Origin of the sequence: Arthrobacter sp. SW1 (assembly GCF_001766675.1) — a bacterium.
Classification (GTDB): Bacteria; Actinomycetota; Actinomycetes; order Actinomycetales; family Micrococcaceae; genus Arthrobacter.
The window spans coordinates 80459-102311 of record NZ_MJLT01000002.1; the positions used below are offsets into that span (position 1 = coordinate 80459).

The 21853-nt window shown below is 64.5% G+C and carries 20 protein-coding genes; 14 read left to right on the top strand and 6 right to left on the bottom strand.

The window, feature by feature from the left end; genetic code table 11:
- The first annotated feature begins 117 nt into the window (after positions 1 to 117).
- The 4 genes from BIU82_RS03485 to BIU82_RS03500 all read left to right on the top strand — a co-directional run bounded on the left by BIU82_RS03485 (position 118) and on the right by BIU82_RS03500 (position 4627).
- Positions 118 to 1317, top strand: coding sequence for an ROK family protein (locus BIU82_RS03485; RefSeq protein ID WP_070348083.1), 1200 nt, complete (start codon positions 118 to 120; stop codon positions 1315 to 1317).
- Between the two features lie 140 nt (positions 1318 to 1457).
- Entirely contained in the window at positions 1458 to 2798 is a 1341-nt protein-coding gene (locus BIU82_RS03490) for an extracellular solute-binding protein (protein WP_070348131.1), read from the top strand.
- Between the two features lie 24 nt (positions 2799 to 2822).
- The gene (locus BIU82_RS03495; RefSeq protein WP_083292176.1) at positions 2823 to 3770 is read left to right on the top strand and encodes a sugar ABC transporter permease; all 948 of its coding nucleotides are present in this window, start codon (positions 2823 to 2825) and stop codon (positions 3768 to 3770) included.
- On the top strand, positions 3767 to 4627 hold the full coding sequence (locus tag BIU82_RS03500; protein ID WP_070348084.1) for a carbohydrate ABC transporter permease: 861 nt from the start codon (positions 3767 to 3769) through the stop codon (positions 4625 to 4627). Before BIU82_RS03495 ends, BIU82_RS03500 begins: the two co-directional genes overlap by 4 nt.
- On the opposite strand, the gene BIU82_RS03505 is transcribed toward BIU82_RS03500, so the two are convergent.
- Both BIU82_RS03505 and BIU82_RS03510 read right to left on the bottom strand, forming a co-directional pair.
- A complete protein-coding gene (locus BIU82_RS03505) occupies positions 4628 to 6559 on the bottom strand; it encodes a PKD domain-containing protein (RefSeq protein WP_070348085.1) in 1932 nt (643 codons plus the stop codon). It lies immediately after the preceding gene.
- A 162-nt stretch (positions 6560 to 6721) separates the two neighbouring features.
- Positions 6722 to 6925, bottom strand: coding sequence for a hypothetical protein (locus BIU82_RS03510; protein ID WP_253182671.1), 204 nt, complete (start codon positions 6923 to 6925; stop codon positions 6722 to 6724).
- A gap of 159 nt (positions 6926 to 7084) precedes the next feature.
- Between BIU82_RS03510 and BIU82_RS03515 the strand changes: the two genes are divergently transcribed.
- Genes BIU82_RS03515 through BIU82_RS03540 form a run of 6 tightly spaced genes read left to right on the top strand, consistent with a single transcriptional unit; the run spans position 7085 to position 12114 of the window.
- Entirely contained in the window at positions 7085 to 8050 is a 966-nt protein-coding gene (locus tag BIU82_RS03515) for an AAA family ATPase (protein ID WP_139146497.1), read from the top strand.
- Between the two features lie 7 nt (positions 8051 to 8057).
- Positions 8058 to 8987: a DUF58 domain-containing protein gene (locus BIU82_RS03520; protein WP_070348087.1), complete on the top strand. Its 930-nt coding sequence runs from the start codon at positions 8058 to 8060 to the stop codon at positions 8985 to 8987.
- A complete protein-coding gene (locus BIU82_RS03525; RefSeq protein ID WP_070348088.1) occupies positions 8977 to 9432 on the top strand; it encodes a hypothetical protein in 456 nt (151 codons plus the stop codon). The genes BIU82_RS03520 and BIU82_RS03525 overlap by 11 nt, the downstream gene beginning before the upstream one ends.
- Entirely contained in the window at positions 9423 to 10412 is a 990-nt protein-coding gene (locus BIU82_RS03530; RefSeq protein WP_070348089.1) for a VWA domain-containing protein, read from the top strand. The genes BIU82_RS03525 and BIU82_RS03530 overlap by 10 nt, the downstream gene beginning before the upstream one ends.
- Complete coding sequence (locus tag BIU82_RS03535) at positions 10409 to 11404, top strand: VWA domain-containing protein (RefSeq protein WP_253182672.1); 996 nt, start codon at positions 10409 to 10411, stop codon at positions 11402 to 11404. Before BIU82_RS03530 ends, BIU82_RS03535 begins: the two co-directional genes overlap by 4 nt.
- Positions 11401 to 12114, top strand: coding sequence for a hypothetical protein (locus BIU82_RS03540; RefSeq protein ID WP_070348090.1), 714 nt, complete (start codon positions 11401 to 11403; stop codon positions 12112 to 12114). The genes BIU82_RS03535 and BIU82_RS03540 overlap by 4 nt, the downstream gene beginning before the upstream one ends.
- A 42-nt stretch (positions 12115 to 12156) precedes the next feature.
- Here BIU82_RS03540 and BIU82_RS03545 read toward each other — a convergent pair whose 3' ends face one another.
- Positions 12157 to 12663, bottom strand: a complete 507-nt coding sequence (locus tag BIU82_RS03545; protein ID WP_070348091.1) for a DUF2004 domain-containing protein — start codon at positions 12661 to 12663, stop codon at positions 12157 to 12159.
- 50 nt (positions 12664 to 12713) lie between these two features.
- Positions 12714 to 13691, bottom strand: a complete 978-nt coding sequence (locus BIU82_RS03550) for a LysR family transcriptional regulator (protein WP_070348092.1) — start codon at positions 13689 to 13691, stop codon at positions 12714 to 12716.
- 483 nt (positions 13692 to 14174) lie between these two features.
- Between BIU82_RS03550 and nrdH the strand changes: the two genes are divergently transcribed.
- From nrdH to nrdF, 4 genes are all read left to right on the top strand, one after another.
- Positions 14175 to 14417, top strand: coding sequence for a glutaredoxin-like protein NrdH (gene nrdH / locus BIU82_RS03555; RefSeq protein WP_070348093.1), 243 nt, complete (start codon positions 14175 to 14177; stop codon positions 14415 to 14417).
- Positions 14418 to 14464: 47 nt separating this feature from the next.
- Positions 14465 to 14935: a class Ib ribonucleoside-diphosphate reductase assembly flavoprotein NrdI gene (gene nrdI, locus BIU82_RS03560; protein WP_070348094.1), complete on the top strand. Its 471-nt coding sequence runs from the start codon at positions 14465 to 14467 to the stop codon at positions 14933 to 14935.
- An 8-nt stretch (positions 14936 to 14943) separates the two neighbouring features.
- On the top strand, positions 14944 to 17091 hold the full coding sequence (gene nrdE, locus BIU82_RS03565) for a class 1b ribonucleoside-diphosphate reductase subunit alpha (RefSeq protein WP_074466402.1): 2148 nt from the start codon (positions 14944 to 14946) through the stop codon (positions 17089 to 17091).
- 112 nt (positions 17092 to 17203) lie between these two features.
- Positions 17204 to 18178, top strand: coding sequence for a class 1b ribonucleoside-diphosphate reductase subunit beta (gene nrdF, locus BIU82_RS03570; RefSeq protein WP_070348095.1), 975 nt, complete (start codon positions 17204 to 17206; stop codon positions 18176 to 18178).
- A gap of 112 nt (positions 18179 to 18290) precedes the next feature.
- On the opposite strand, the gene BIU82_RS19250 is transcribed toward nrdF, so the two are convergent.
- Complete coding sequence (locus BIU82_RS19250) at positions 18291 to 21068, bottom strand: DUF4365 domain-containing protein (RefSeq protein ID WP_074466403.1); 2778 nt, start codon at positions 21066 to 21068, stop codon at positions 18291 to 18293.
- Positions 21069 to 21213: 145 nt separating this feature from the next.
- Positions 21214 to 21819, bottom strand: a complete 606-nt coding sequence (locus BIU82_RS03590; RefSeq protein WP_070348099.1) for a DUF4230 domain-containing protein — start codon at positions 21817 to 21819, stop codon at positions 21214 to 21216.
- Positions 21820 to 21853 lie beyond the last annotated feature (34 nt).

Sequence of the window (21853 nt, forward strand, 5' to 3'; positions counted from 1 at the left end):
GCAGGGGCGCACGTGACGTACGATGCAGATGCAAGTACCGCATCCGTTTGATTTTAGGGGAAATCCTTGACTGAGATCCGCCAGCCCACTCCGAGGCGCGGAACCAATCTGCCACGCATGGGTGACTTCAACCTCACCGTCATCCTGGATGCGATCAGGCGCTCGGCCAGCGGCCTGAGCCGGGTGGAGCTTGCCCAGATCGTGGGGCTTTCCCCGCAGACCATCTCCAATATCTCCCGCAGGCTCCTGGACCAGGACCTGATCGTGGAAGCCGGCAAGGAGGGCAGCGGCCCCGGCAAGCCGCGCACCATCCTGCAGCTCAATCCCGGCGGCATGTACGCCGTGGGTGTGCACCTCGACCCCGCCGTCATTACCTTCGTGGTGCTGGACCTGGTGGGCAATGTTGTCCGGCATTCCCGGATTGCCACCCCTGCGGGCGCTCCGCCGGTGATCATCGACGCGATTGCCGGGGAAATCAAGACCCTCATCAAGGATTCCGGCGTGGACCAGTCCAGGATCGCCGGCCTGGGTGTTGCCGCTCCTGGTCCGATCGACCTGGACGAAGGAACCGTGGTGGATCCGCCGCTGCTCAGCGGCTGGCACCGTGTCCACCTGCGGGAGGCCCTTGCCGAAGCAACCGGCCTGGAAACCCTCGTGGACAAGGACGTCACCAGCGCCGCCGTCGCCGAGACCTGGGCCGGCGGCATCAGCGGGACCGGCAGCTTCGTTTTCATGTACATGGGTACCGGTATCGGCTGCGGAATCGTGATGAACGACGAGGTGGTCCGTGGCACCTCCGGCAACGCAGGCGAAATCGGCCACATCATCGTGGACCCGGGCGGCCCCGCCTGCGACTGCGGCCTCAACGGCTGCGTGAAGTCCTCGGCGATCCCCCAGGTGCTGGTCAACGCGGCCGTGCAGCAGGGCATCCTCACCGGCGGACCCTATGGCAGCGACGGGCCGGAAGTCCAGGAAGGCTTCGCCCGCCTGTGCGATGCCGCCGACGCCGGTGACGAGCGCGCCCTGGCGATCATCGACAAATCCGCGGTGCTGGTGTCCCGCGCGGTCGCCGTCGTGACGAACACCCTGGACGTCGAACGCGTAGTGTTCGGCGGGCCGTTCTGGGGCCGCCTGGCCTCCCGCTACCTGGATCTCGTGCCGCCGCTGCTCGCGTCGAACAGTGCGGCCAACAGCATCCATGGAATCGAAGTTGTCGGAACGGGCGTCGGCGAAGATGTCGGCGCCATCGGGGCGGCGTGCCTCGTGCTTGAACACACCTTGGCACCCCGCGCGCAGCGCCTGCTGCTGGAGGGCTGAAAGGCCCGCATCACCATATCTGAATATCGGGAACTGGCTGGGCCGAATGGAGTGTGGGGGCTGCAGCCGTGAGAGATCGGAGCGCCATGACCAGCCAAGAGAAGACCAGCCGGCGCCGGCCACGTTCGGGCCGGTTCCGCATGGGGACAGCATTGCTGGCAGCGGCCGGGCTGCTGGCCCTGTCCGCGTGCTCACCAGGTACGCCGCAAGGCACCGAAGCGAAGACCCTCAAGGTCGTCTACCAGAAGACCGATTCCTTCACCGCGCTGGACGACGTCCTGAAAGCGGCGAAGACGGAGTTCGAGGCCGCCAACAGCGGTGTCACCGTGCAGTTGGAACCCATCCAGGCCAATGACGACGATTACGGCACCAAGCTCGCGCTGTCCCACCGCTCGGCGGAAACCGCGCCGGACGTCTTCTATGAGGACACCTTCAAGGTGCGTTCCGACGTCGACGCCGGATACCTCCTTAAACTCGACGAGCACCTGGCCGCCTGGCCGGACTGGGCCAACTTCACCGACGCCGCCAAAGCCGCCGGCCGCGCGGACGACGGCGGAATCTACGCGGTGCCGCTCGGTACCGACACCCGGGCCATCTGGTACAACAAGACCGTGCTGCAGAAAGCGGGCATCGCCGTGCCCTGGCAGCCCAGGACCTGGGAGGACATCCTCACGGCGGCCCGGAAAATGAAGGCTGCGGACCCCGCCGTCGTCCCGTTCAACATGTACGCCGGCAAGGCCACGGGCGAAGGCACCGTGATGCAGAGCTTCTACGAACTGCTTTATGGAACGGGCAGCACGCTCTATGACGAGCAGGAAAAGAAGTGGGTAGTGGGCTCCAAGGGTTTCACCGATTCGCTGCAGTTCCTCAAGACCCTCTATGACGAGAAGCTCGCCGTCACGCCGGCGGAAGCACTGGACCCGAATGTCTGGAAGCGGGTCTTTGGCGAGTGGCTTCCCAAGGGGAAGATGGGCGCCACCGTGGAAGGCTCCTACACGCCATCGTTCTGGCAGAAAGGCGGCGCCTACGAATGGCCCGGCTATGCCAAGGACATGGGCGTGGCGATGTTCCCCACCCAGAACGGCCAGGAACCGGGCGGCGTAAGCATGTCCGGCGGCTGGACACTGGCGGTGGGGGCGAAGACCAAGAGCCCGGACCTGGCCTTCAAGTTCCTGGCCACCGCCCTGAACCGCAAGAACGCGCTGGCCTTCGACACCGCCAACTCCCAGATCGCGGTCCGCAGCGATGTTGCGGCGGACCCCGGATACCAGTCCGCCAACCCCTTCGTGAAAGATGTGTCCGCACTGGTGGACGTGACGCACTTCCGCCCCGCCACTGCCGACTACCCGCGGATCTCCAGCGCCGTGCAGGAAGCCACGGAGGCCGTGATCACCGGGAAGCAGAGCCCCGCGGAAGCAGCGGCAGCCTATGGCGCCGCGGTGAAGAAGATCGTGGGCGAAGACAAGGTCATCCGGAAGTGACCATGGTCCTTGCGGAAATGACCCATGCTTTTCCTTGACCGCGGGCCTTCTCCGGAAGAGCCGCGCTCCCGTGAAGTCCGGCGCCCCACGGTACCGCGCGGCAGTGCCCTGCGGCGGCGGCTCCGGCTGCTTCCGGTCCTCCCTTCGGTACTGTTGCTCGCCCTGTTCCTGCTGGCCCCCGTCGCCTGGTCTTTTTACGCCTCCTTCACCGACGTTGCCCTGAGCGGCAAGGCCGCGCGCGAACCTTCCTGGATCGGCCTGGACAACTATGGCCGGATGATCAACGAAGAGGGCTTCCCGCTTGCCCTCTGGCTCACCGTTGTCTTCGTGGGCGCGTCCGCGATCATCGGCCAGAACCTCCTGGGCCTGGCCCTTGCCCTGCTGATGCAGCGGGGCAACCGGGCCTTGTCCCGCGTGGTGGGGACCGCCGTCGTCGCCGCCTGGGTGCTGCCGGAAATCGTGGCCGCCTTCGCCGCCTATGCGTATTTCAGCCGGGACGGCACCCTGAACCAGATCCTCGGCACGGCCGGCCTTGAGGGCGCCGACTGGCTCTACTCCTACCCGATGGCGGCTGTGGTGCTGGCCAACATCTGGCGGGGAACCGCCTTCTCGATGCTCGTCTACCGCGCCGCCTTGGCCGAGGTGCCCGCCGACATCATGGAAGCCGCGCTCATGGACGGCGCCGGCGGACTCCAGCGGCTGTTCTTCATCACGCTGCCCATGATCCGGAACAGCATCGCCAGCAACCTCATGCTCATCACCCTGCAGACGCTCGCCGTCTTCACACTGATCTGGGTCATGACCGCCGGCGGACCCGCGGGTGCAAGTTCCACGCTGCCCGTCCTGGCCTACCAGGAGGCGTTCAAGTTCGGCGACATCGGCTATGGCACGGCGATCGCCTCGGTGCTGATCCTGGTGGGCATGGTGTTCGGCATCGTGTACGTCCGCCTGCTGCGGGAGGCGAAGCGATGAGCCGGAAGGGAACGACGACGCCGGTCCCGGCCTTGCGCGGACGCCGCCGGGTGCGGTGGGGCGCCAACGCCGCGCTCGCCGTCGTCGGGGCCGCTTTCCTGTTGCCGCTGCTGTGGCTGGTGTTCGCCTCGCTGGATGCCGAGGCGGGGCACGGCACCCGGGTCCCGCGGCAGCCCTCCCTGGAGAACTTCGGCGCGGTCCTGACCCCGGAACTCCTGTTCCTTCCGCTGTGGAACAGCTTCCTGCTGGCGAGCGGGACCGCCGTCGTGAACCTCCTGGCAGCCGTCCTGGCGGCGTATCCCTTGTCCCGGCATCCTTCGCGCTTCAACAAGCCGTTCATGTACTCGGTGCTTTTCGGCACTTCCCTGCCGGTCACCGCCATCATGGTGCCGGTCTACGGGTTGTTCGTGCAGTTGAACTTCCTGGACTCGGTGCCTGCGACCATCTTCTTCATGGCCACCACCACGCTGCCCATGGCCATCTGGATGACCAAGAACTTCATGGACTCCGTCCCCCTGGAGGTGGAGGAAGCGGCCTGGGTGGACGGGGCCTCCGCCATGGCGGCATTGCGGACGGTGGTGCTGCCCCTCATGCGGCAAGGCCTGGGCGTGGTGTTCATTTTCGTGTTCATCCAGGCCTGGGGGAACTTCTTCGTCCCCTTCATCCTGCTGCTCTCACCGTCCAAGCAACCGGCGGCCGTATCCATCTTCAGCTTCTTCGGCCAGCACGGTGCCATCGCCTACGGCGAGCTGGCCGCGTTTTCGATCCTCTACTCGCTGCCCGTGCTGCTGCTCTACACGCTGATGTCCCGCGGCTCCGGCAACGCCTTCGCCATGTCCGGGGCGATGAAGGGCTGACTACGGCACGTTCGCCTGGAGGTTGTCCAGCAGTACCGTCACGGGCGCGTTCGTGGCGGAGCCGGAGAGGTAGTTCGTGAAGCCGATGGCACCCGGCGCCTGGAGGGCGGCCGTGCTGTCGGTGATGCTGCGCTGCCACGTTCCGGGTTCGGGCGTGCCCGTCTCCCACACCCGGGCCCTGATGGTCGTGGGACCCGTGCCTGTCACCTGCAGCCGGATGGAGAGCCTGTCGCCCACGGCATAGCTCACGCCCGGCACGGCGACCGCGGACTGGATGGTGGTCTCCGCGCCGCTCGCGCCGGTCCGGACCAGGGAGAGCGCTACGGCGCCGCTGGCGGAAACCGTCACCTTGCACCGGTATTCGCCCGCTCCTGCAATCCTGCGGCCGACCGCCGAGAGATACATCCCGGATCCGCTGGCCGGTTTGTCGCTTGCGGCCTCCACGTACAGTTCCGTCGCGGCGGAGGACACTGCGGGGAGGTAGGCATAGTTGCCGGTTCCGGCGGCCGCCAGCCGCAGGCGTGCGGCACCGCCGGAGACCGAGTAGTTCGCGGTGCTGCCCGTCGTGGACCAGGTGCCTCCGGAATCCGCGGTGCCCAGGCCGTTGCTGACCGTCCTGCCGAACCCGTCCGCGGCCAGGCCGCCCGGGGCGGTGACGGTGACCGCCTGGGTGGCGACCGCCGTCGCGCCCTGGTTGTCCGTGACGGTCAGGCGCACTGTCCGGGTCCCGGAGGAAGCGTAGTTCTTGCTTGCCGGCTGGGCGGTGGAGGTGGTGCCGTCGCCGAAGTCCCAGAGGTATCCGGCGATGCTGCCGTCCGGATCCTGGGACGCGCCTCCGTCGAAGGTGCAGCCCAGACCCGTGCAACTGCTGGTGAACGACGCCTGCGGCGGGGTGTTGCTGCCGGCCGGGGCGATGGTGAAGGAGTCGCTGAAGCTGCCGCTGGTGGCGGTGAACGCCGCGCTCAAGGCCGTGGTGGTGAACTGCAGGTCAAGGAGGCCATGGCTCGGGCTCGCGTTCAGCCCGGACCATGCCGCGAAGTACGGCGCCTCGGGGTCGGCCGGGTTGACATCACGCAGCGCCACGCCGCCGGTGCCAACAGTCGCGAAGACGGTGCCCGCGCCTTTGGCGAGGGCGTTGTCCGCGTCGCGCACGCATGCCGGGTTGTAAACGTCCGGGGTGATCCCGGTGCAGCCGGCCGCCGTCGAGAGCTGCTTGCTGCGCTGGTACAAGTGCTCATGCCCGTTCAGAACCAGGTCCACCTTCTTGGCGATCAGGAGGTTGGCGATCGCTTCCCCGGACGCGCACACGTACTGGCCCACGGACAGGCACGGCGTATGCATGCCCACCACCACCCAGGGAATACCGGCAGCACGGGCGGAATCGATGGCGTTGGACGTCCACAGGTAGTTGCTGCTCCCGGGAGCGTAGTTGAGGTTGCCCGCCTCGAAAGGGATGCCGGGGGAGATGACGATGAAGCGCGCCAGCGGTTCCTGCTGCGGAACGTCAACGTAGTATTGGCGCCCGTAAGTTCCGACGACGCCGGGCAACTGGTTGGGCAGGCACGCCGAGTAGTTGTTGATGAAGCCGTGCTGGCCGTTGCTTTCGTGGTTACCCGCCACCAACTCGAAGGGGAACCCGGCGCCGGTACGGGCGGTGACGAAATCGCACCAAGCCTGCTCAGGCGCGGCGGCCGTATAGGAGAGGTCGCCCAGGGCGAGGTGCAGCTCCGGGCCCAGCGCAGCGATCCGGGAGAGCACCCCTGCCGCGGCGTCCGACGCCGAGTAGTCGCCGGCGGCCGTGACGTGCAACTGCCCCGGTACTGCTTGTGCTTCGACTACAGCCTGTTGAGCGCCGCCCGGCTGCTGCGGAACCCCGCCGAACAACAGCACGACGACGGCGGCCAGTGCCGCCGGAATCCGTCCGTTTCGCATCACGCACTCCTCCGGCCCGCCGTTCCGGACGTCGCTGTCCGGCGCCACGGCCCGGGAAGGGCGATGCCGTCACGGAGCACCGGGGCTGGGGGAGTCCGTGGCGTGAGACCGCTCGAGGCGCTCGCAGTGGCCGGCGTGGATAACGGGCCGGCCGCCGCGCTGTCAGTCGATATCCTCCACGATGGTCCCGTAGGGGAGGCTCTCGTCGAGGTGGGCCTGATGGCCGGTTGCTCCGGGGTTGTAGGTGATCCGGACACCGTGGAGCTGGTCCGCGGCCGACTGCATCAGGATGGGGCGCACGGCCTGGATGGTCCGCTCAGCCTGGCCATCAAGATACGCTTGGTAACTGTCTGGGAGCTCAATCATGGCTAAAGGATAGACCTCAGGACCCGTCATGGGGAGGGCTCCCCATTGCCGGTCCGGAGCCGTTCGGCTTGGCTGGAACGGCACATCGAACAAGCAATCCAGCGGAGGGGGCAACGGGTGCTTCAGAACACCGCCACAGTCAGCATTGAAGCGGGTGAAATGGCCCGGGCCCAGCAGCTCGTTGCCGCCGTTTCCCGCAGTTTCGACGCCAAGGTGGTGGGCCAGGGCCGTTTGCGTGAAACCCTGCTGATCGCCCTCCTCACGGGTGGACATGTCCTGTTGGAGAGCGTGCCCGGCCTGGCCAAGACCACGGCGGCCCAGGCCATCGCAGAATCGGTCAGCGCCGACTTCCGCCGCATCCAGTGCACCCCGGACCTGCTTCCGAGCGACATCGCCGGCACCCAGATCTACGACGCCGCCAAGGGCACCTTCGTCACACAGCTGGGGCCCGTGCACGCCAACATCGTGCTCCTGGACGAAATCAACCGTTCCAGCGCCAAGACCCAAAGCGCCATGCTCGAAGCCATGCAGGAACGCCAGACCTCCATCGGCGGGCAGAGCTATCCGCTGCCCTCGCCGTTCCTGGTGCTCGCCACCCAGAACCCCATTGAGCAGGAAGGCACCTACCGGCTCCCCGAAGCCCAGATGGACCGCTTCATGCTCAAGGACGTGCTGGACTACCCGGGCCCGGCCGAGGAAGCGGAGATCATCCGCAGGATCGACGCCGGGGTCTACAGTGCGGCACAGAAGCCCCCGGCGGCCGCGTCCCTGGACGCCATCGTCGAAGCGCAGGACATTGTCCGCCGGATCTACATCGACCCCGCGATCGTCCGCTACATCGTGGGGATCTCCTACGTCACCCGGAACGCCGCCCAATACCTCGAACCAAGGCTTGCCAACCTGGTGGAGTTCGGTGCCAGCCCGCGCGCCAGCATCGCCTTCAGCCAGGCCGCCCGGGCCCAGGCCCTGCTCAATGGGCGGGACCATGTGATCCCCGAGGACGTGAAGAACCTCGCCCACCGCATCCTGCGCCACCGTGTGGTGCTGGGCTTTGACGCCGTCGTGGAAAACATCCGGGTGGAGACGGTCATCGACGCCGTCCTCGCCGCGGTACAGACTCCCTGAGGCGCCCGTGGCGAGCCTTCTCAAACGGGTGCAGTCGAAGATGTTCATCTTCGCGCACCGCAAAACCCTTGGACTGCTCGACGGCGAATACGGTTCCGTCTTCAAGGGCCGCAGCCTTGACTTCGACGAACTCCGCGCCTACACGCCCGGCGACGAAGTCCGCGACATCGACTGGAAAGCCACCGCCCGCCACGGCTCGCCCCTCGTGAAGCGCTACGTCGCCATCCGCCGGCAGACCGTCCTGCTGGTCACGGACACGGGACGGAACATGTCTGCGCTCGCCGTCTCCGGTGAAGCCAAGCGCGATATCGCCGTCCAGGCCCTCGGCGTCCTCGGCTATCTCGCACACCGGCACGGCGACGTCGTCGGCCTCGTGCACGGCACCGCCGTCGGCTCCTCCACCATCCCGCCGCGCAGCGGCGAAGACCACCTCGAGCGCCTCCTGCAGGAGGTCCACCGCAGCACAACGCTCGACGGCGGGCCGAGCGGCATCGGCCGGCAGCTCGACGACGTGCTGCGTACCTTCAAGCGACGGATGCTGGTGGTGGTCGTCGCCGATGAGGTCATGCCCGACGCCGGGACGGAACTGCTGCTGCGCCGCCTGCAGGCCAGGCATGAGCTGCTGTGGTTCACCGTCCGGGATGCCGAGCTGGCGGCATCCAATCCGGCCGATGCCTTCGACGTCGCCGACGGTTCCGGCATTCCGGCGGCCCTCGCGGGCAACGCCGCGGTCAGGGCGGCCTACCACCAGGCCTCGCGGGAACGCGAGCAGCGCAGGCAGGATCTCTTCCGTCGGCTTGGCATTGCCGAAGGCCGCGCCGGCAGCAGTACCGAGGTAGTCGCCGCGCTTTTCGCCATGCTGGAGCGGCACCGCTCCCGTCCCCCGCATTCCACCGGGGGACGCGCCGCGGGCAGGGGGCAGCAACGTGCAGGATGACCTGGGTTTCTACGCCCCGCTGCAGTACGGAAGCCAATGGATGTGGTTGGGCCTCGTGCTGCTGGCGGCCGTCATCGCCTGGCTCCTGAGACCGGCCCGGCAGGAGCGCAGGGCGGCAGCGCCTGGCACGCCTCCGGCGGACATGTCCACCCTGCGGTCGCGTTACCTTGCCGCCATTGACGCCGTGGTGGCTGATGCAGCCGCGGGCCGCGTGCCGGAACGCGAAGCGCATCAGCGGCTCAGCCTCCTGCTGCGCGGCTTCGCGGGCGAGGTACGCGGCGTCAACGCCACACACATGACCCTTGCTGAACTGCGGGACCACGGGCTCGGAGCCGTGGCCGAGGGTGTCGCGGGCATGTACCCGGCCGAATTCGCGGCCGCCACGCAATCCAGCGTGGAGCGCTCCGCAGCCCTCGCCCGGCAGGCGGTGCACACATGGAACTGACCTTCTGGTGGGTGCTGCCTTTGGCCGCCGCGGCGGTGGCCCTTGCCTTCTTCTTGGCCGCACGGCGCAGGAGCACCCATGACGCCCGGCCGGTCGCGCACGGCGAACGGCTCACCGCCCTCCCGGAATACCGGCGCGCCCTGCGACGTCACCGCCGTTGGCTCGCCGCCGCCGTCGCCTCCGGATTCCTGTTCATCGCGGCAACAGCCCTCGCGGCCGCCCGCCCGGCGGAACGGACCACCACCCAGCCGGAACTGCGCAACCGCGACATCATCCTGTGCCTGGACGTCTCGGGGTCGATGGCAAGCACCGATGCCGCCATCACCGCCGTGTTCGAAAAACTCGCCAAGGAGTTCGACGGCGAACGTATCGGCATGGTCATGTTCGACAGCCGCGCCGTGCAGCTTTTCCCGCTGAGCGACGACTACGACTACATTGCCCAGGAACTTGCCACGGCCCGCAAAGCTTTCGACGACGGCGGCGACTCCTTCTTCAGCGGCACGTGGGGTGGCAGCGGCACATCGCTGATCGGTGATGGACTGGCCGGCTGCATCCGAAGCTTCCCGGCAGCAGCAGCCGCCGGCGGCGAGGACAGCAAGCGTTCCCGCAGCATCATCCTGGCTACGGACAACTACGTTTCCGGTGCCCCGATCTTCACGCTGGAACAAGCCGCACAGCTCGCCAAGCCCAGGAACATCCGGATCCATGCCCTCAATCCGGGCGATCTCGATTACGGGGGCCGCAAGGACCAGCCCGGCGCCCGGCTGAGGGCCGTCGCCGAGGCCAGTGGCGGCAGCTACTTCGCGCCGGACAGTCCCGAAGCCGTTCCCGGAATCGTGCAGAAGGTCCAGGAAGGCGAAGCCACGGCCTTGAAAGGTGCCCCGCAGCTGATCGTGTCCGACCGGCCGGAGCTCCCGCTGCTCGCGGCGCTGTTTGCCGCTGCGGTGCTCCTGGTCGCGGCCTGGAGGATTGAACGGTGAGCCCGCTGAGCTTTGCTCCGGTCCTGCCCTGGTGGCTGCTCGCCGCGGCGGCACTGGGGGTCGTTGTCAGCGCCATCCTGCTGGCCCGTCCGCCGGCGCACCGCCGCGCTGTCCTGCTGCGTTCGCTTGCCGCCCTGCTCCTTATCGCGGCCGCGTTCCGGCCGGGCTGGCCGGGCGGGGACGCCCGCGCCGCCACCGCCGAACTCGATGTCTTCTTTGTGGTGGACAGCAGCACCAGCATGGCCGCCGAGGATTACGGCGACGCTGTCCCCAGGCTCGATGGCGTCCGCTCCGATATCGCGGCCATCGCCCGGGAGCTGGCCGGCGCCAAGTTCGCCCTGCTCACCTTCGACGGCACGTCCGCCGTGCGCATGCCGCTCACCCAGGACGCCAACGCACTGGCCGCGGCAGTCGAGGTGCTGCAACCGCAGCCGGCGGTGTATTCCCAGGGGAGCAGCGTCACCGCGGCGGGCCCCCTCCTGGCGGAGCGGCTCCAGGCCGCGGGAGAGCAGCATCCCGGCCGGCCCGCCGTCGTGTTCTATCTTGGCGACGGCGAGAACACCAGCGCCAAGCCCGGCGCACCGGACCTCGGCATCGACCGCGCCATGGTGGCCGGGGGAGCGGTGCTTGGCTACGGAACCGCGGAGGGCGGCCGCATGAAGGACGTCGGCGGGGACGGCTCGTACCTGTTGGAAAACGCCGACGGCGGCAGGCGGGACGCGCTTTCCCGCATCGATGAGACCCAACTCCGCAGGATCGCGGATGGCCTTGGAGTCCCGTACGTGCACCGGTCCGCCGGCGACGCCATCGCGCCGGCGTTGGCCAAGGCCGCTCCCGGAACCCTCAGCGCCTCCGAGGAGGACGCAACGGGCCGGACGGAGCTGTACTGGATCCTCGCGCTCCTGGCCTTCGGCTTCGCACTGCCCGGCCCAGTGCGGCACTTCGGGGAACTGAGACGGCTCCGCGGACCCGGGAAGGGAGGTTCCGCATGAATGCCTCACCGAAGAACGTGCGACGGCGGCGCCGCCTCGCGTGGGCAGCGTTGCCGGCCGTCGTGGTGCTGGCCGCGTCCGCGAAGATGTTGTCGCTCGGACCGCTGGGCACCGCCGCGGCCGATGCCTTCGACGGCAAGGATGCCGGGGCGCTGGAGACGGCAGCCGCCTGGCTTGGTGCCGTGAACCTCATTGAGCCGTGGAAGGCCGATTTCGCCACGGGCGACGCCCACGTGCTCCGCGGTGATTTCGCTGCCGCCAGGGCGTCCTTCGAAGCTGCCCTGCGTTCTGCGCCGGAGAACGACGGCTGCAGGATCCGGGTGAACCTGGTCCTCGGCATCGAGCGGCTCGGCGATGGACAACGCTCCGCGGGTGACGACGCCGGCGCCAAAGCCCTGTACGCGGAAGGCCTCGAGGTGGTCCGGGGCGCGCCCGCCGGGTGCTTCGACGCGGGCGGAGCAGGCAACGCTGCGGGCGAAGGCAGGCGGTTGTCCGATGCCCGGGAGCGCCTCGCCGCCAAGTCCGGTGACGCCGGAGGCGAAGGCGGCGACGGGGGTGACGCCCCGGAGGAAAACGCCACGGAACAGGAGCAGCTGAAGCGGCTCGAAGAGTCGCAGCGCCAAGCCCGGCAGGAGCGCTTGAAGAGCGAACAGCGCAGCGAGTACCTCCGCAACCCGGAGACCAACAGCACGGTCGAACGCCCGTGGTGAGCCCCGGCGTCGCGGTTTAAGGGCGCGGTTTAAGTCAGGGACTCAGGACTCCCAGAGGATTTCGTCATCCACCACCCCGTCCTCATCGGCGGCCGCCACCAGCACTTCATCGGTGAAGTGCGAGCCGAGGGTGAAGTCCAGTACGAAGTACCGCTCGGGCTGCCCGGGATAGATGGCAACGTGTCCGAGCCTGAGGGCCTTCAGGAATACGTCGTGGGTCAGTTCGTCCTTGTCGCGGACGCCGAACACGGCCTCCAGCTGCTCTTCCTTGAGCTGCGTGGAGTGGAAGTGCAGGAACTGCTGCGAGTTGGTGCCCTCCTGTGCGAGCTCGTCCGCGATCATGTCGCGGATCTGTTCGACCAGTTCGGGAAGATAGCCCAGACGGTAGTCCACCTTGTGCAGAGCGCGCTCGTCGAAGTGGTCGTGCGCGCCCACATTCAGGTCAAGTTCCAGGGGAGTTCCGGCGAGTTCGTGCGAGGCCACATAGCAGTGTTCCCGCCCGTGGTTGAGCTCAATCTCCCCGAAATGTTTGCTCGCTACCTTGCTCATGCCAACAATGTAGACCCAAGACCGGAGCTGTTCCAGCATCCGGGAGGAAATCAGGGAAGGCGTCCCGCTTGTGACTTTCCGGCCTGCCGTTTGGTGCCCGGTTGGGTCTTGACGGCGGGAGCCAGCGAGGTGCTTCGGAGCGTATCGGCCAGCAGTTCGGTGAAGAGCTGCACCTGCGCGGTGCGCTTTTCATTGATGAGCAAGGCAAAGACGTTGCGGGCCAGGCGGATGTCCGGAACATCCAGGACGACGACGCCGGCCGGCCGGTGCCGCAGCGCCAGTTCCGGTACCAGCGCCGCGCCGAGGCCCGCTGCCGCCATTTCGAGGCTGGCATGGAAGTCGTCACTGTAGGCCACCACCCGCGGATGCAGATTGCAGCTGGCGAAGAGGCGTTCGATCACCAGGGCGTCGCTGGTTCCCGGGTGGTGGATGATCCACGGCATGTCCGAAAGCTGGCTCGCCTGCATTTCGGCGTCTTCGCGGATGCCCCAGGATGCGGGCAGCACCACCCGGAAGTCGTCGTCGCCGATCCATTGGCGGTCCAAGGTGTGCGGCCAGGCGAGGCCCGATTGGCCCACCTGGTACACGAGGGCCACGTCAAGATCGCCGCCGGTGCGCAGGCCCTGGATGGTCTGGGCGGGTTCGGCCACGGAAACCCGCAGTTCGATGCCGAGGTCGTTCCACCGTGGGTTCCGCAGGATGTCCGGGAGGACGTAGGTGGCAAGGCTGGGGAAGATGCCCAGGCGGAGTTCCTGGGCGGGGGAGTCGTGGCTGCGGGACGCTGCCGCGAGCAGGGCTTCGACGTCGGTGAGCACCTTGGACGCGTGCCGCACCATGGTGGACGCCGCCTCGGTGGGAACCACGCTGCGGGCCGAGCGGTGGAAGAGTTCGACGCCGGTGTCGCGTTCCAGCGCGGCCATCTGCTGGGAGACCGCCGACGCCGTGTACCCCAGCCGTGCGGCGGCTGCGGCAAAGGACCCGAGCCGCGTCACTTCAAGCAGCGTGCGCAGGTGGAGCAGGTTGACCATCAGTGATCCTTCGGCGAGTCAGATGTGGGAGCGCGAATCCGTGCCCAGCCAGTGTAGCCGGGCCGCTGCGGCTCCCTTCGTGGTGTGATCCGGGACGCCTGCGGACACTATCCGCGACACGCCCGGCGCGCCGCGACACGCGGGGATTCAAATGTGATTAACCCATCCACAGGGTGTGGACGGAGGAGGCGCTTTTGGCGGATTTCCGGCCATTTTTCCTGCCCCCGCCTGTGGACTAACGGTGCGTTAAATGACATACTTGTAATACATCATCTTGGGGTCCGCACCAGCGCCTTGCACTACATGTAGTATCGATTTACGGATTGGGCGGGAAGCCGCGCAAGACGGACCCAAGGCAAACAGGGCCGGCAAAGAGCATTGGCCGCCACTGCAGCAAGCGGGCCGGGATCGGATTCAGCAGTAGCTTCCGGCAGGTGCCTGCTGAATACGAGAACAAGACTTCAACTGAGGGGAACAGGGATCATGACCGTCACGGTTTACACGAAGCCGGCCTGTGTTCAGTGCAACGCCACGTACCGGGCGCTGGACAAGAAGGGCATCGCCTACCAGAGCGTCGACATCTCCCAGGATGTTGAGGCACTGGAGCGGCTGAAGGCCCTCGGCTACATGCAGGCCCCCGTTGTGGTGACCGAAAAGGACCACTGGTCTGGATTCCGCCCGGACAAGATCGAAGAACTGGCCGTCGCGGCCGCTTCCGTGGCCTAGGACTACCGCACCGGCCACCAAGGATTTACACAGATGAGGTGACCCCCATGGCAGCGCTGGCAACAGCAACTGCACGTACCGACGGTGAAACCGTCAGCACGAGGAGTCACCTCATCTACTTTTCCTCCACCTCGGAGAACACCCGGCGTTTCGTCCGGAAACTGGGACGGGATGCCGCCCGGATTCCCCTCTACGCCAAAGACGCCCCGCTGCTCGCGCTGGAACCCTATGTGCTGGTAGTGCCGACCTATGGCGGCACCAACGGTGAAGGTTCGGTGCCGAAGCAGGTCATCAGGTTCCTGAACAACCCGCAGAACAGGGCCCTGATCCGCGGGGTGATCGGAGCGGGCAACACGAACTTCGCGGACAACTACTGCGCGGCCGGCGACATCATTGCCGCCAAGTGCAAGGTTCCGCATCTCTATAAATTCGAACTCATGGGCACGCCGGAAGACGTGCACCGTGTCAACGAAGGGTTGGACACGTTTTGGAATCGACTGTCGCAGAAGCAGGAGTAGCGCCTTCCGTGGAAACAGGACAGGACAAGAAGCCGCTCCCCGAGGCCTACAAGGGCCTGGGCTACCACGAGCTCAACGCCATGCTGAACCTGTACGGCGCGGACGGAAAGATCCAGTTCGAAGCCGACCGTGAAGCTGCCCACCAGTACTTCCTGCAGCACGTCAACAACAACACCGTGTTCTTCCACGACCTGGAAGAGAAGCTCGACTACCTGGTGAAGAACCAGTACTACGAGCGCGAAACCCTCGACCAGTACACGATGAACTTCATCCGTGAGCTGTTCAACCGCGCCTACAAGAAGAAGTTCCGCTTCGAGACCTTCCTGGGCGCCTTCAAGTTCTACACCTCGTACACGCTGAAGACCTTCGACGGCAAGCGTTTCCTGGAACGCTACGAGGACCGCGTCTGCATGGTGGCCCTGCACCTGGGCCGCGGCAACGAGGAGCTCGCCACCCGCCTGGTGGACGAGATCATCGATGGCCGCTTCCAGCCGGCCACCCCCACCTTCCTCAACGCCGGCAAGGCCCAGCGCGGCGAGCTGGTTTCCTGCTTCCTGCTGCGCATCGAAGACAACATGGAGTCGATTGCCCGCGGCATCAACTCCGCCCTGCAGCTGTCCAAGCGCGGCGGCGGCGTGGCGCTGTCCCTGACCAACATCCGTGAGCACGGTGCGCCGATCAAGCAGATCGAGAACCAGTCCTCCGGCGTCATCCCGGTCATGAAGCTCCTCGAAGACAGCTTCTCCTACGCCAACCAGCTCGGTGCCCGCCAGGGCGCAGGCGCCGTGTACCTGCACGCGCACCACCCGGACATCTACCGTTTCCTGGACACCAAGCGTGAGAACGCGGACGAAAAGATCCGCATCAAGACCCTCTCGCTCGGCGTCGTGATCCCGGACATCACCTTCGAGCTGGCCAAGAAGAACGAGGACATGTACCTGTTCTCCCCGTACGACGTCGAACGCGTCTACGGTGTGCCGTTCTCCGACATCTCGGTCACCGAGAAGTACTACGAGATGGTGGACGACTCCCGGATCAAGAAGACCAAGATCAACGCCCGCGAGTTCTTCCAGACCCTCGCGGAGATCCAGTTCGAATCCGGCTACCCGTACATCATGTTCGAGGACACCGTGAACCGGGCCAACCCGATCGCGGGCAAGATCACCATGAGCAACCTGTGCTCGGAAATCCTGCAGGTGTCCACGCCGTCCATCTACGCCGAAGACCTCAGCTACGAGACTGTCGGCAAGGACATCTCCTGCAACCTGGGCTCGATGAACATTGCCAAGACCATGGACTCCCCGGACTTCGGCGCCTCGATCGAGACGTCCATCCGTGCGCTGTCTGCGGTGTCGGACATGTCCTACATCAACTCGGTGCCGTCCATCGCCCAGGGCAACGCCCAGAGCCACGCGATCGGCCTCGGCCAGATGAACCTGCACGGCTACCTGGCCCGCGAGCGGGTCCACTACGGTTCCGAAGAGGGCCTGGACTTCACCAACATCTACTTCTACACGGTGCTGTTCCACGCGCTGCGCGCTTCCAACAAGCTCGCCATGGAGACCGGCGAGAAGTTCGGCGGTTTCGAGAACTCCAAGTATGCCAGTGGCGAGTTCTTCGACAAGTACACGGAGCAGGAATGGGTTCCGGCCACCGAGCGTGTCCGCGAGCTCTTCGCCAACCACCACATCCCCACCCAGGATGATTGGCGCGAGCTGAAGGCTTCCGTCATGGAGCACGGCATCTACAACCAGAACCTGCAGGCCGTGCCGCCCACGGGTTCCATCAGCTATATCAACAACTCCACCTCGTCGATCCACCCGGTGGCCGCCAAGATCGAAATCCGCAAGGAAGGCAAGATCGGCCGCGTCTACTACCCGGCGCCGTACCTCACCAACGACAACCTGGACTACTACCAGGATGCGTACGAGATCGGCTACGAGAAGATCATCGACACCTACGCCGCTGCCACGCAGCACGTGGACCAGGGCCTGTCCCTGACGCTGTTCTTCAAGGACACCGCCACCACGCGTGACATCAACAAGGCCCAGATCTACGCCTGGCGCAAGGGCATCAAGACGCTCTACTACATCCGCCTCCGCCAGCTCGCGCTGGAAGGAACGGAAGTCGAGGGTTGCGTCAGCTGCATGCTCTGACGCCGCTGATGGTCGAGCCTGTCGAGACCCTCAAAAACTGAAGAGTACGACGCCGGGCGCGCGCCCGGCGTCGTACGCTTACCTTAAAGAACACATACGTTAAGGGGACGAAATGACCGAGAAGGTCAAGCTGCTCAGCCACGTCGAAGCGATCAACTGGAACCGCATCCAGGACGACAAGGACGTGGAGGTGTGGAACCGCCTGGTCAACAACTTCTGGCTGCCGGAGAAGGTGCCGCTGTCCAACGACGTCCAGTCCTGGCACACGCTGACCCCGGAGGAGCAGCAGCTCACCATGCGCGTGTTCACGGGCCTGACCCTGCTGGACACCATCCAGGGCACGGTCGGCGCGGTGTCGCTGATCCCGGACGCGCTCACCCCGCACGAGGAAGCCGTGTACACGAACATCGCGTTCATGGAGTCGGTGCACGCCAAGAGCTACTCCTCGATCTTCTCCACCCTGTGCTCCACCAAGGAGATCGACGACGCCTTCCGCTGGTCCCTCGAGAACGAGAACCTGCAGAAGAAGGCGCAGATCGTCATGGACTACTACCAGGGCGACGATCCGCTGAAGCGCAAGGTGGCCTCCACCCTGCTGGAGAGCTTCCTGTTCTACTCGGGCTTCTACCTGCCCATGTACTGGTCCTCGCGCGCCAAGCTCACCAACACGGCTGACCTGATCCGCCTCATCATCCGCGACGAGGCCGTCCACGGCTACTACATCGGCTACAAGTTCCAGCGCGGCCTGGAAAAGGTGTCCGAGGAGAAGCGCCAGGAAATCAAGGACTACACCTTCGAACTGCTCTTCGAGCTGTACGAAAACGAAGTCCAGTACACCCACGACCTCTACGACGGCGTGGGCCTGGCCGAGGACGTCAAGAAGTTCCTGCACTACAACGCCAACAAGGCCCTCATGAACCTCGGCTACGAGGCCATGTTCCCGGCCTCCGTGACCGATGTGAACCCGGCGATCCTTTCGGCGCTGTCCCCGAACGCGGACGAGAACCACGACTTCTTCTCCGGTTCGGGTTCCTCCTACGTAATCGGCAAGGCCGTGAACACCGAGGACGAGGACTGGGAGTTCTAGTCTTCCGTTTGTGATGTACGACGGCGGTTGGTTGGCTTCGGCCAATCGGCCGCCGTTCCACTTCTTGAGTTTGGATCGTCCCCTACCTCCAGCCACCAAGTGTGAATGATCGTTAGGCGTCTAATTGCTGTACTAGGATGTCCACACGACGGCGGATAGCCACGCTGGGATGCTTGCTGAGGCGACTCAGGAGCTCAGTGAGATCCTCCCGTGCCGTGCCCGTTTCCAGCCCGTCTATGATCTGCAGGGCGGTTCTTTCTCCGTCGAAGGTCGAGAACGTCTTCAAAGCTTCTATGTAGACAGCGTGGACGTCGCTATTTCGGGCCACGGCTCTGGCGAGATTGAAGATCGCATGTGCAGCGACCTCATCTTGAGAGTCACCGGCGAGTGCGAGCAGAACCGTCTCCGAACCCTCTTTCCTGAAGAAATAGTCAGCCGCGTCGCAGCGTGCATTCGCGGTCCCGGATAGCAGAGCTCCTTCAAGAATGGACCGAGTCGTATCGGAATCCGGGAGCAGACTCAGAAGCAATTCGTGAAACGCTCCTCCAATGTTTGGGTAGAACGGTTCAGATTGGTCAGGTCGTTGATCGGCTATTGAGGCCCTGAGAGCTTCCACAAGCCGAGCTCGAAATCTTTCGGGAAGGTCTTCGATATTTCCAGCAACAGCTTTGCAAGCGCGGCGCTTTGGTGCCTTGTGGGCGTCGTAATCACATAGGAAGTCGACGAGAACATCCCATGCCTGTGAACCAGGGAAATTGATTGCGAGAGCGGCACATAGGTGTCCGGCATCGATCCCAGGTCCCGCGATTCTTCCACTGGCTCGATTGAACTGTTCAAACGAATTTGCACATGTTCCTACTAGGGCGTTGACCTCTTCCAGAGTGAGTCGGTCGTATCGTCCGAGAAGTTCCACTGCTCTCAAATCGCCTTGGATGAGGGCCTCGTGCAGGACTTCCCGTGCTCTGGGCGAATAGAGCGCGTAAAGACGATGTAGCCACTCAGGCGTCGCATCGTTGGCTCTTGAAGCGAACGCATCTTCGTGCCCTTGAAGGATCTCGGGGGTAATTTTCCGCAGGAGGCCTGAGAGAGGCCGTTCTAGCAGCGCGGTTGCGTCGCCTTCAAGGCCCAAAGCATAGTGAATCAGTCGTTCTTCGTCTGAGGCCGTGAAGAAATCGCTTAGTCCATTCAGTGCTTCACAGATTCGATCTCCAGGGAGCACGTCACCAAATGCTGCCCCGTGCATTGCTTCGTTTTCTAGCCCATCCGCGAGGAAGGAAATGAGTTCAGTCGCCGTCTCTGGTGTGCAATAGCTGCCGGCAATATTCAACGCCGCGAGGTCTGCCCGCCACGTGGTCCGGGTGATGGTCTTGGGGCGGATCGTTGACATGAATTGCTGGAGATCCGTGAGTGGTCCGTTTTCGCGTATCTTCCTTAAGGCCAAGGCTAGCTTGTTGTGATCGCCTGCCTTTCGCATGGCATCCAGGCTGTCAGCTACGGAGATGCCGCTGCTTCCGAGAGTCTTCACCGGGCTCATTGATAGATCCACCATCGCGAGTAGTCCAAGGGCGTGTCGCCAGCCTCCATGGTTACCGGCCAAGCGAGCAGAAATCGCGGCAGCTAGCAATTCGTTGTGTGCTGAATGAGTGCCAGCGAGATGGATCGCCTGGGATTTCGCCCACGTGTCGAATCTGCGTTCTGCTGCGGACTCAAGCCCACTCGCTAGGGCCTGATTCCGCCACCATGCGGTGGCGGTGTCCATCGCGGTTACTACATTTGCGAAGTCTGTACCGATGTCCTCGGTTAGTTCGTAGATTCCCCAGAGGGCGGCGGATCTGAGAGCGGAAACTGTAACGTCGGGGGTGATGGCGGCAATCAGATCGCTGGTACGCCTAAGTATGGATAAGGCCTTCATAGGTTCGCCGCGTTCAGTCAAGAGCCTTGCATAATAAAGATTCAGCCATGCTTGTTCGGCGGAAATCTCGTCATCGACCATCTCAGATTCGAGGGCCTTCAGGGCTTCGTCGAATGCGAACCTGTCACTCTCCGCTGCGGACAGGCAGATCGCACGAGCAACGCGGAGTTCGCGGCCACCATCGTCAAGATTGAGGCCGCGCAAGGCACGAGATTCTCCTTCGGTGATCCATGCGTGGACTGCTGAGGCGAAACGCCAACCGGGTTCTGTACTGAGGAGAGCTGACGCCACATCAGGAACCGATTCGTGCTTGGCCGCAAAGTAGTCCCACCGGTCCGGATGCGCCTCGATACAAATCGCGACGGCCTCTGGCCATCCAATGGGTTCCGCATAGCCTCTGTTCGGGTGTGGGGACATGAGGCGCGGAGCAATCAGGGAAAACCTGGGCCATTCTGATTCAGCCAGATCTTCCTTGGAGAATGACCAGCGGCTTCCTTCCAAGACTATTTTTTCGCGAGCCTTGGCTGCAAGCTCGAGCCATTCGTTGGTCCAGGTCCTATCAAGCCGCTGATCGGCTGGGACGAAGACTTTGAAGCCACGGCGGGTATGAACGATGTTCCGTTTGTTCAATGCGGCCCAAACTCGGGTCGTGGCTAGGTCCGCGCTTTGGAGAACTAAGATGTGCGGTACATCGTGGTTGGTCCAGTACGAGGCATGGGCGCGCCCCTTTTCGCGAAACCAATAGCCTTCACGACCCTTGTAGATAGCTGGTTCGCTGAGCCAGCTATCACCGGTCTTTATTTGCGCCCCCAGCAGCATTCCAAGATCGACTTGCTCTTCAGTGCGAAGCTGAATAAAGAGGTCGGTCCCCAAGTCTTGCCGGTTAGTTGGAATCGGGCCCCATCCAAGCTGCTTGAAGAAAACCCCCACCGCGTCTTCGCCGGCATCGCCCAGTTGAACCCGTTTTGGCTGTTTCAACGGCGCAGTCCTTCGCTGCTGTTCATTCCATCCCGCCCTGGTGGTGGGATCAAGGTCTTATGGCTCCCCTTGATCCAGATTTGTGGGCGAATCGCGCATACAGGCAAGAGATAGTTTCCTTCGGCCAGACACGTAGTTGCTAGCCTCACTGGCCAGTCTCGAATTTCGCTTCATACCCTAATGACTTCAGCATCCCGCTCAGCATGGCCTTGGTGCTTTCGTAAGCCCTTGTCCGAAGCTCCGACTCTTCAGCAGCAGCGGTGATTTTCTCTTCCGCGGCTTTGTAAATCGGGGCCTGTTGGGGTGCCTGAACCGTGTCCGCAAGCCGGTCGAAAACGCCACGTTCCTCCGAAAATGCATACGACCGCTCGAGATCAAGCTTCGGCTTGTCGAGTTGCGCTTCGGGTAGGCGTACTGTGACCAATTTGCCGTCCTGGGACACTGTCAGGTCATTCTCGGTGAGGCCCGAAAGATCGACATAGGCGTTCACACTTCCCGCCGCGACGAACAAGGTCCGCCTTCCCACGAAAAAGGTTGGCAGCCATTCGGCATTGCTGTCCTTTTCATCGAGAATCACCTCAAAGTTGCCGATCGCGCCGTGGTGCTGGCTGACGGTGGTGATGGATTTCAGCAGCGCTGGTCGGTCTTGGTTGATCTGGAGGAACGCAAGCGGATTGACCCCGAACATGTTTGCCGCGCCGAGGCCGCCCAAGGCAAGGATCATAAAGACAACAAGAAGACGCTTGATCATCGGTATCCGTCCTTCCGCTGCCGGACCGGCCGGA

Excerpts from the sequence above, each read along its gene's own strand:
- BIU82_RS03485 (WP_070348083.1), top strand. The coding sequence starts at position 118 with ATGGGTGACTTCAACCTCACCGTCATCCTGGATGCGATCAGGCGCTCG.
- BIU82_RS03490 (WP_070348131.1), top strand. The coding sequence starts at position 1,458 with ATGGGGACAGCATTGCTGGCAGCGGCCGGGCTGCTGGCCCTGTCCGCG.
- BIU82_RS03495 (WP_083292176.1), top strand. The coding sequence starts at position 2,823 with ATGCTTTTCCTTGACCGCGGGCCTTCTCCGGAAGAGCCGCGCTCCCGT.
- BIU82_RS03500 (WP_070348084.1), top strand. The coding sequence starts at position 3,767 with ATGAGCCGGAAGGGAACGACGACGCCGGTCCCGGCCTTGCGCGGACGC.
- BIU82_RS03505 (WP_070348085.1), bottom strand. The coding sequence starts at position 6,559 with ATGCGAAACGGACGGATTCCGGCGGCACTGGCCGCCGTCGTCGTGCTG.
- BIU82_RS03510 (WP_253182671.1), bottom strand. The coding sequence starts at position 6,925 with ATGATTGAGCTCCCAGACAGTTACCAAGCGTATCTTGATGGCCAGGCT.
- BIU82_RS03515 (WP_139146497.1), top strand. The coding sequence starts at position 7,085 with ATGGCCCGGGCCCAGCAGCTCGTTGCCGCCGTTTCCCGCAGTTTCGAC.
- BIU82_RS03530 (WP_070348089.1), top strand. The coding sequence starts at position 9,423 with ATGGAACTGACCTTCTGGTGGGTGCTGCCTTTGGCCGCCGCGGCGGTG.
- BIU82_RS03540 (WP_070348090.1), top strand. The coding sequence starts at position 11,401 with ATGAATGCCTCACCGAAGAACGTGCGACGGCGGCGCCGCCTCGCGTGG.
- BIU82_RS03545 (WP_070348091.1), bottom strand. The coding sequence starts at position 12,663 with ATGAGCAAGGTAGCGAGCAAACATTTCGGGGAGATTGAGCTCAACCAC.
- BIU82_RS03550 (WP_070348092.1), bottom strand. The coding sequence starts at position 13,691 with ATGGTCAACCTGCTCCACCTGCGCACGCTGCTTGAAGTGACGCGGCTC.
- nrdH (WP_070348093.1), top strand. The coding sequence starts at position 14,175 with ATGACCGTCACGGTTTACACGAAGCCGGCCTGTGTTCAGTGCAACGCC.
- nrdI (WP_070348094.1), top strand. The coding sequence starts at position 14,465 with ATGGCAGCGCTGGCAACAGCAACTGCACGTACCGACGGTGAAACCGTC.
- nrdF (WP_070348095.1), top strand. The coding sequence starts at position 17,204 with ATGACCGAGAAGGTCAAGCTGCTCAGCCACGTCGAAGCGATCAACTGG.
- BIU82_RS03590 (WP_070348099.1), bottom strand. The coding sequence starts at position 21,819 with ATGATCAAGCGTCTTCTTGTTGTCTTTATGATCCTTGCCTTGGGCGGC.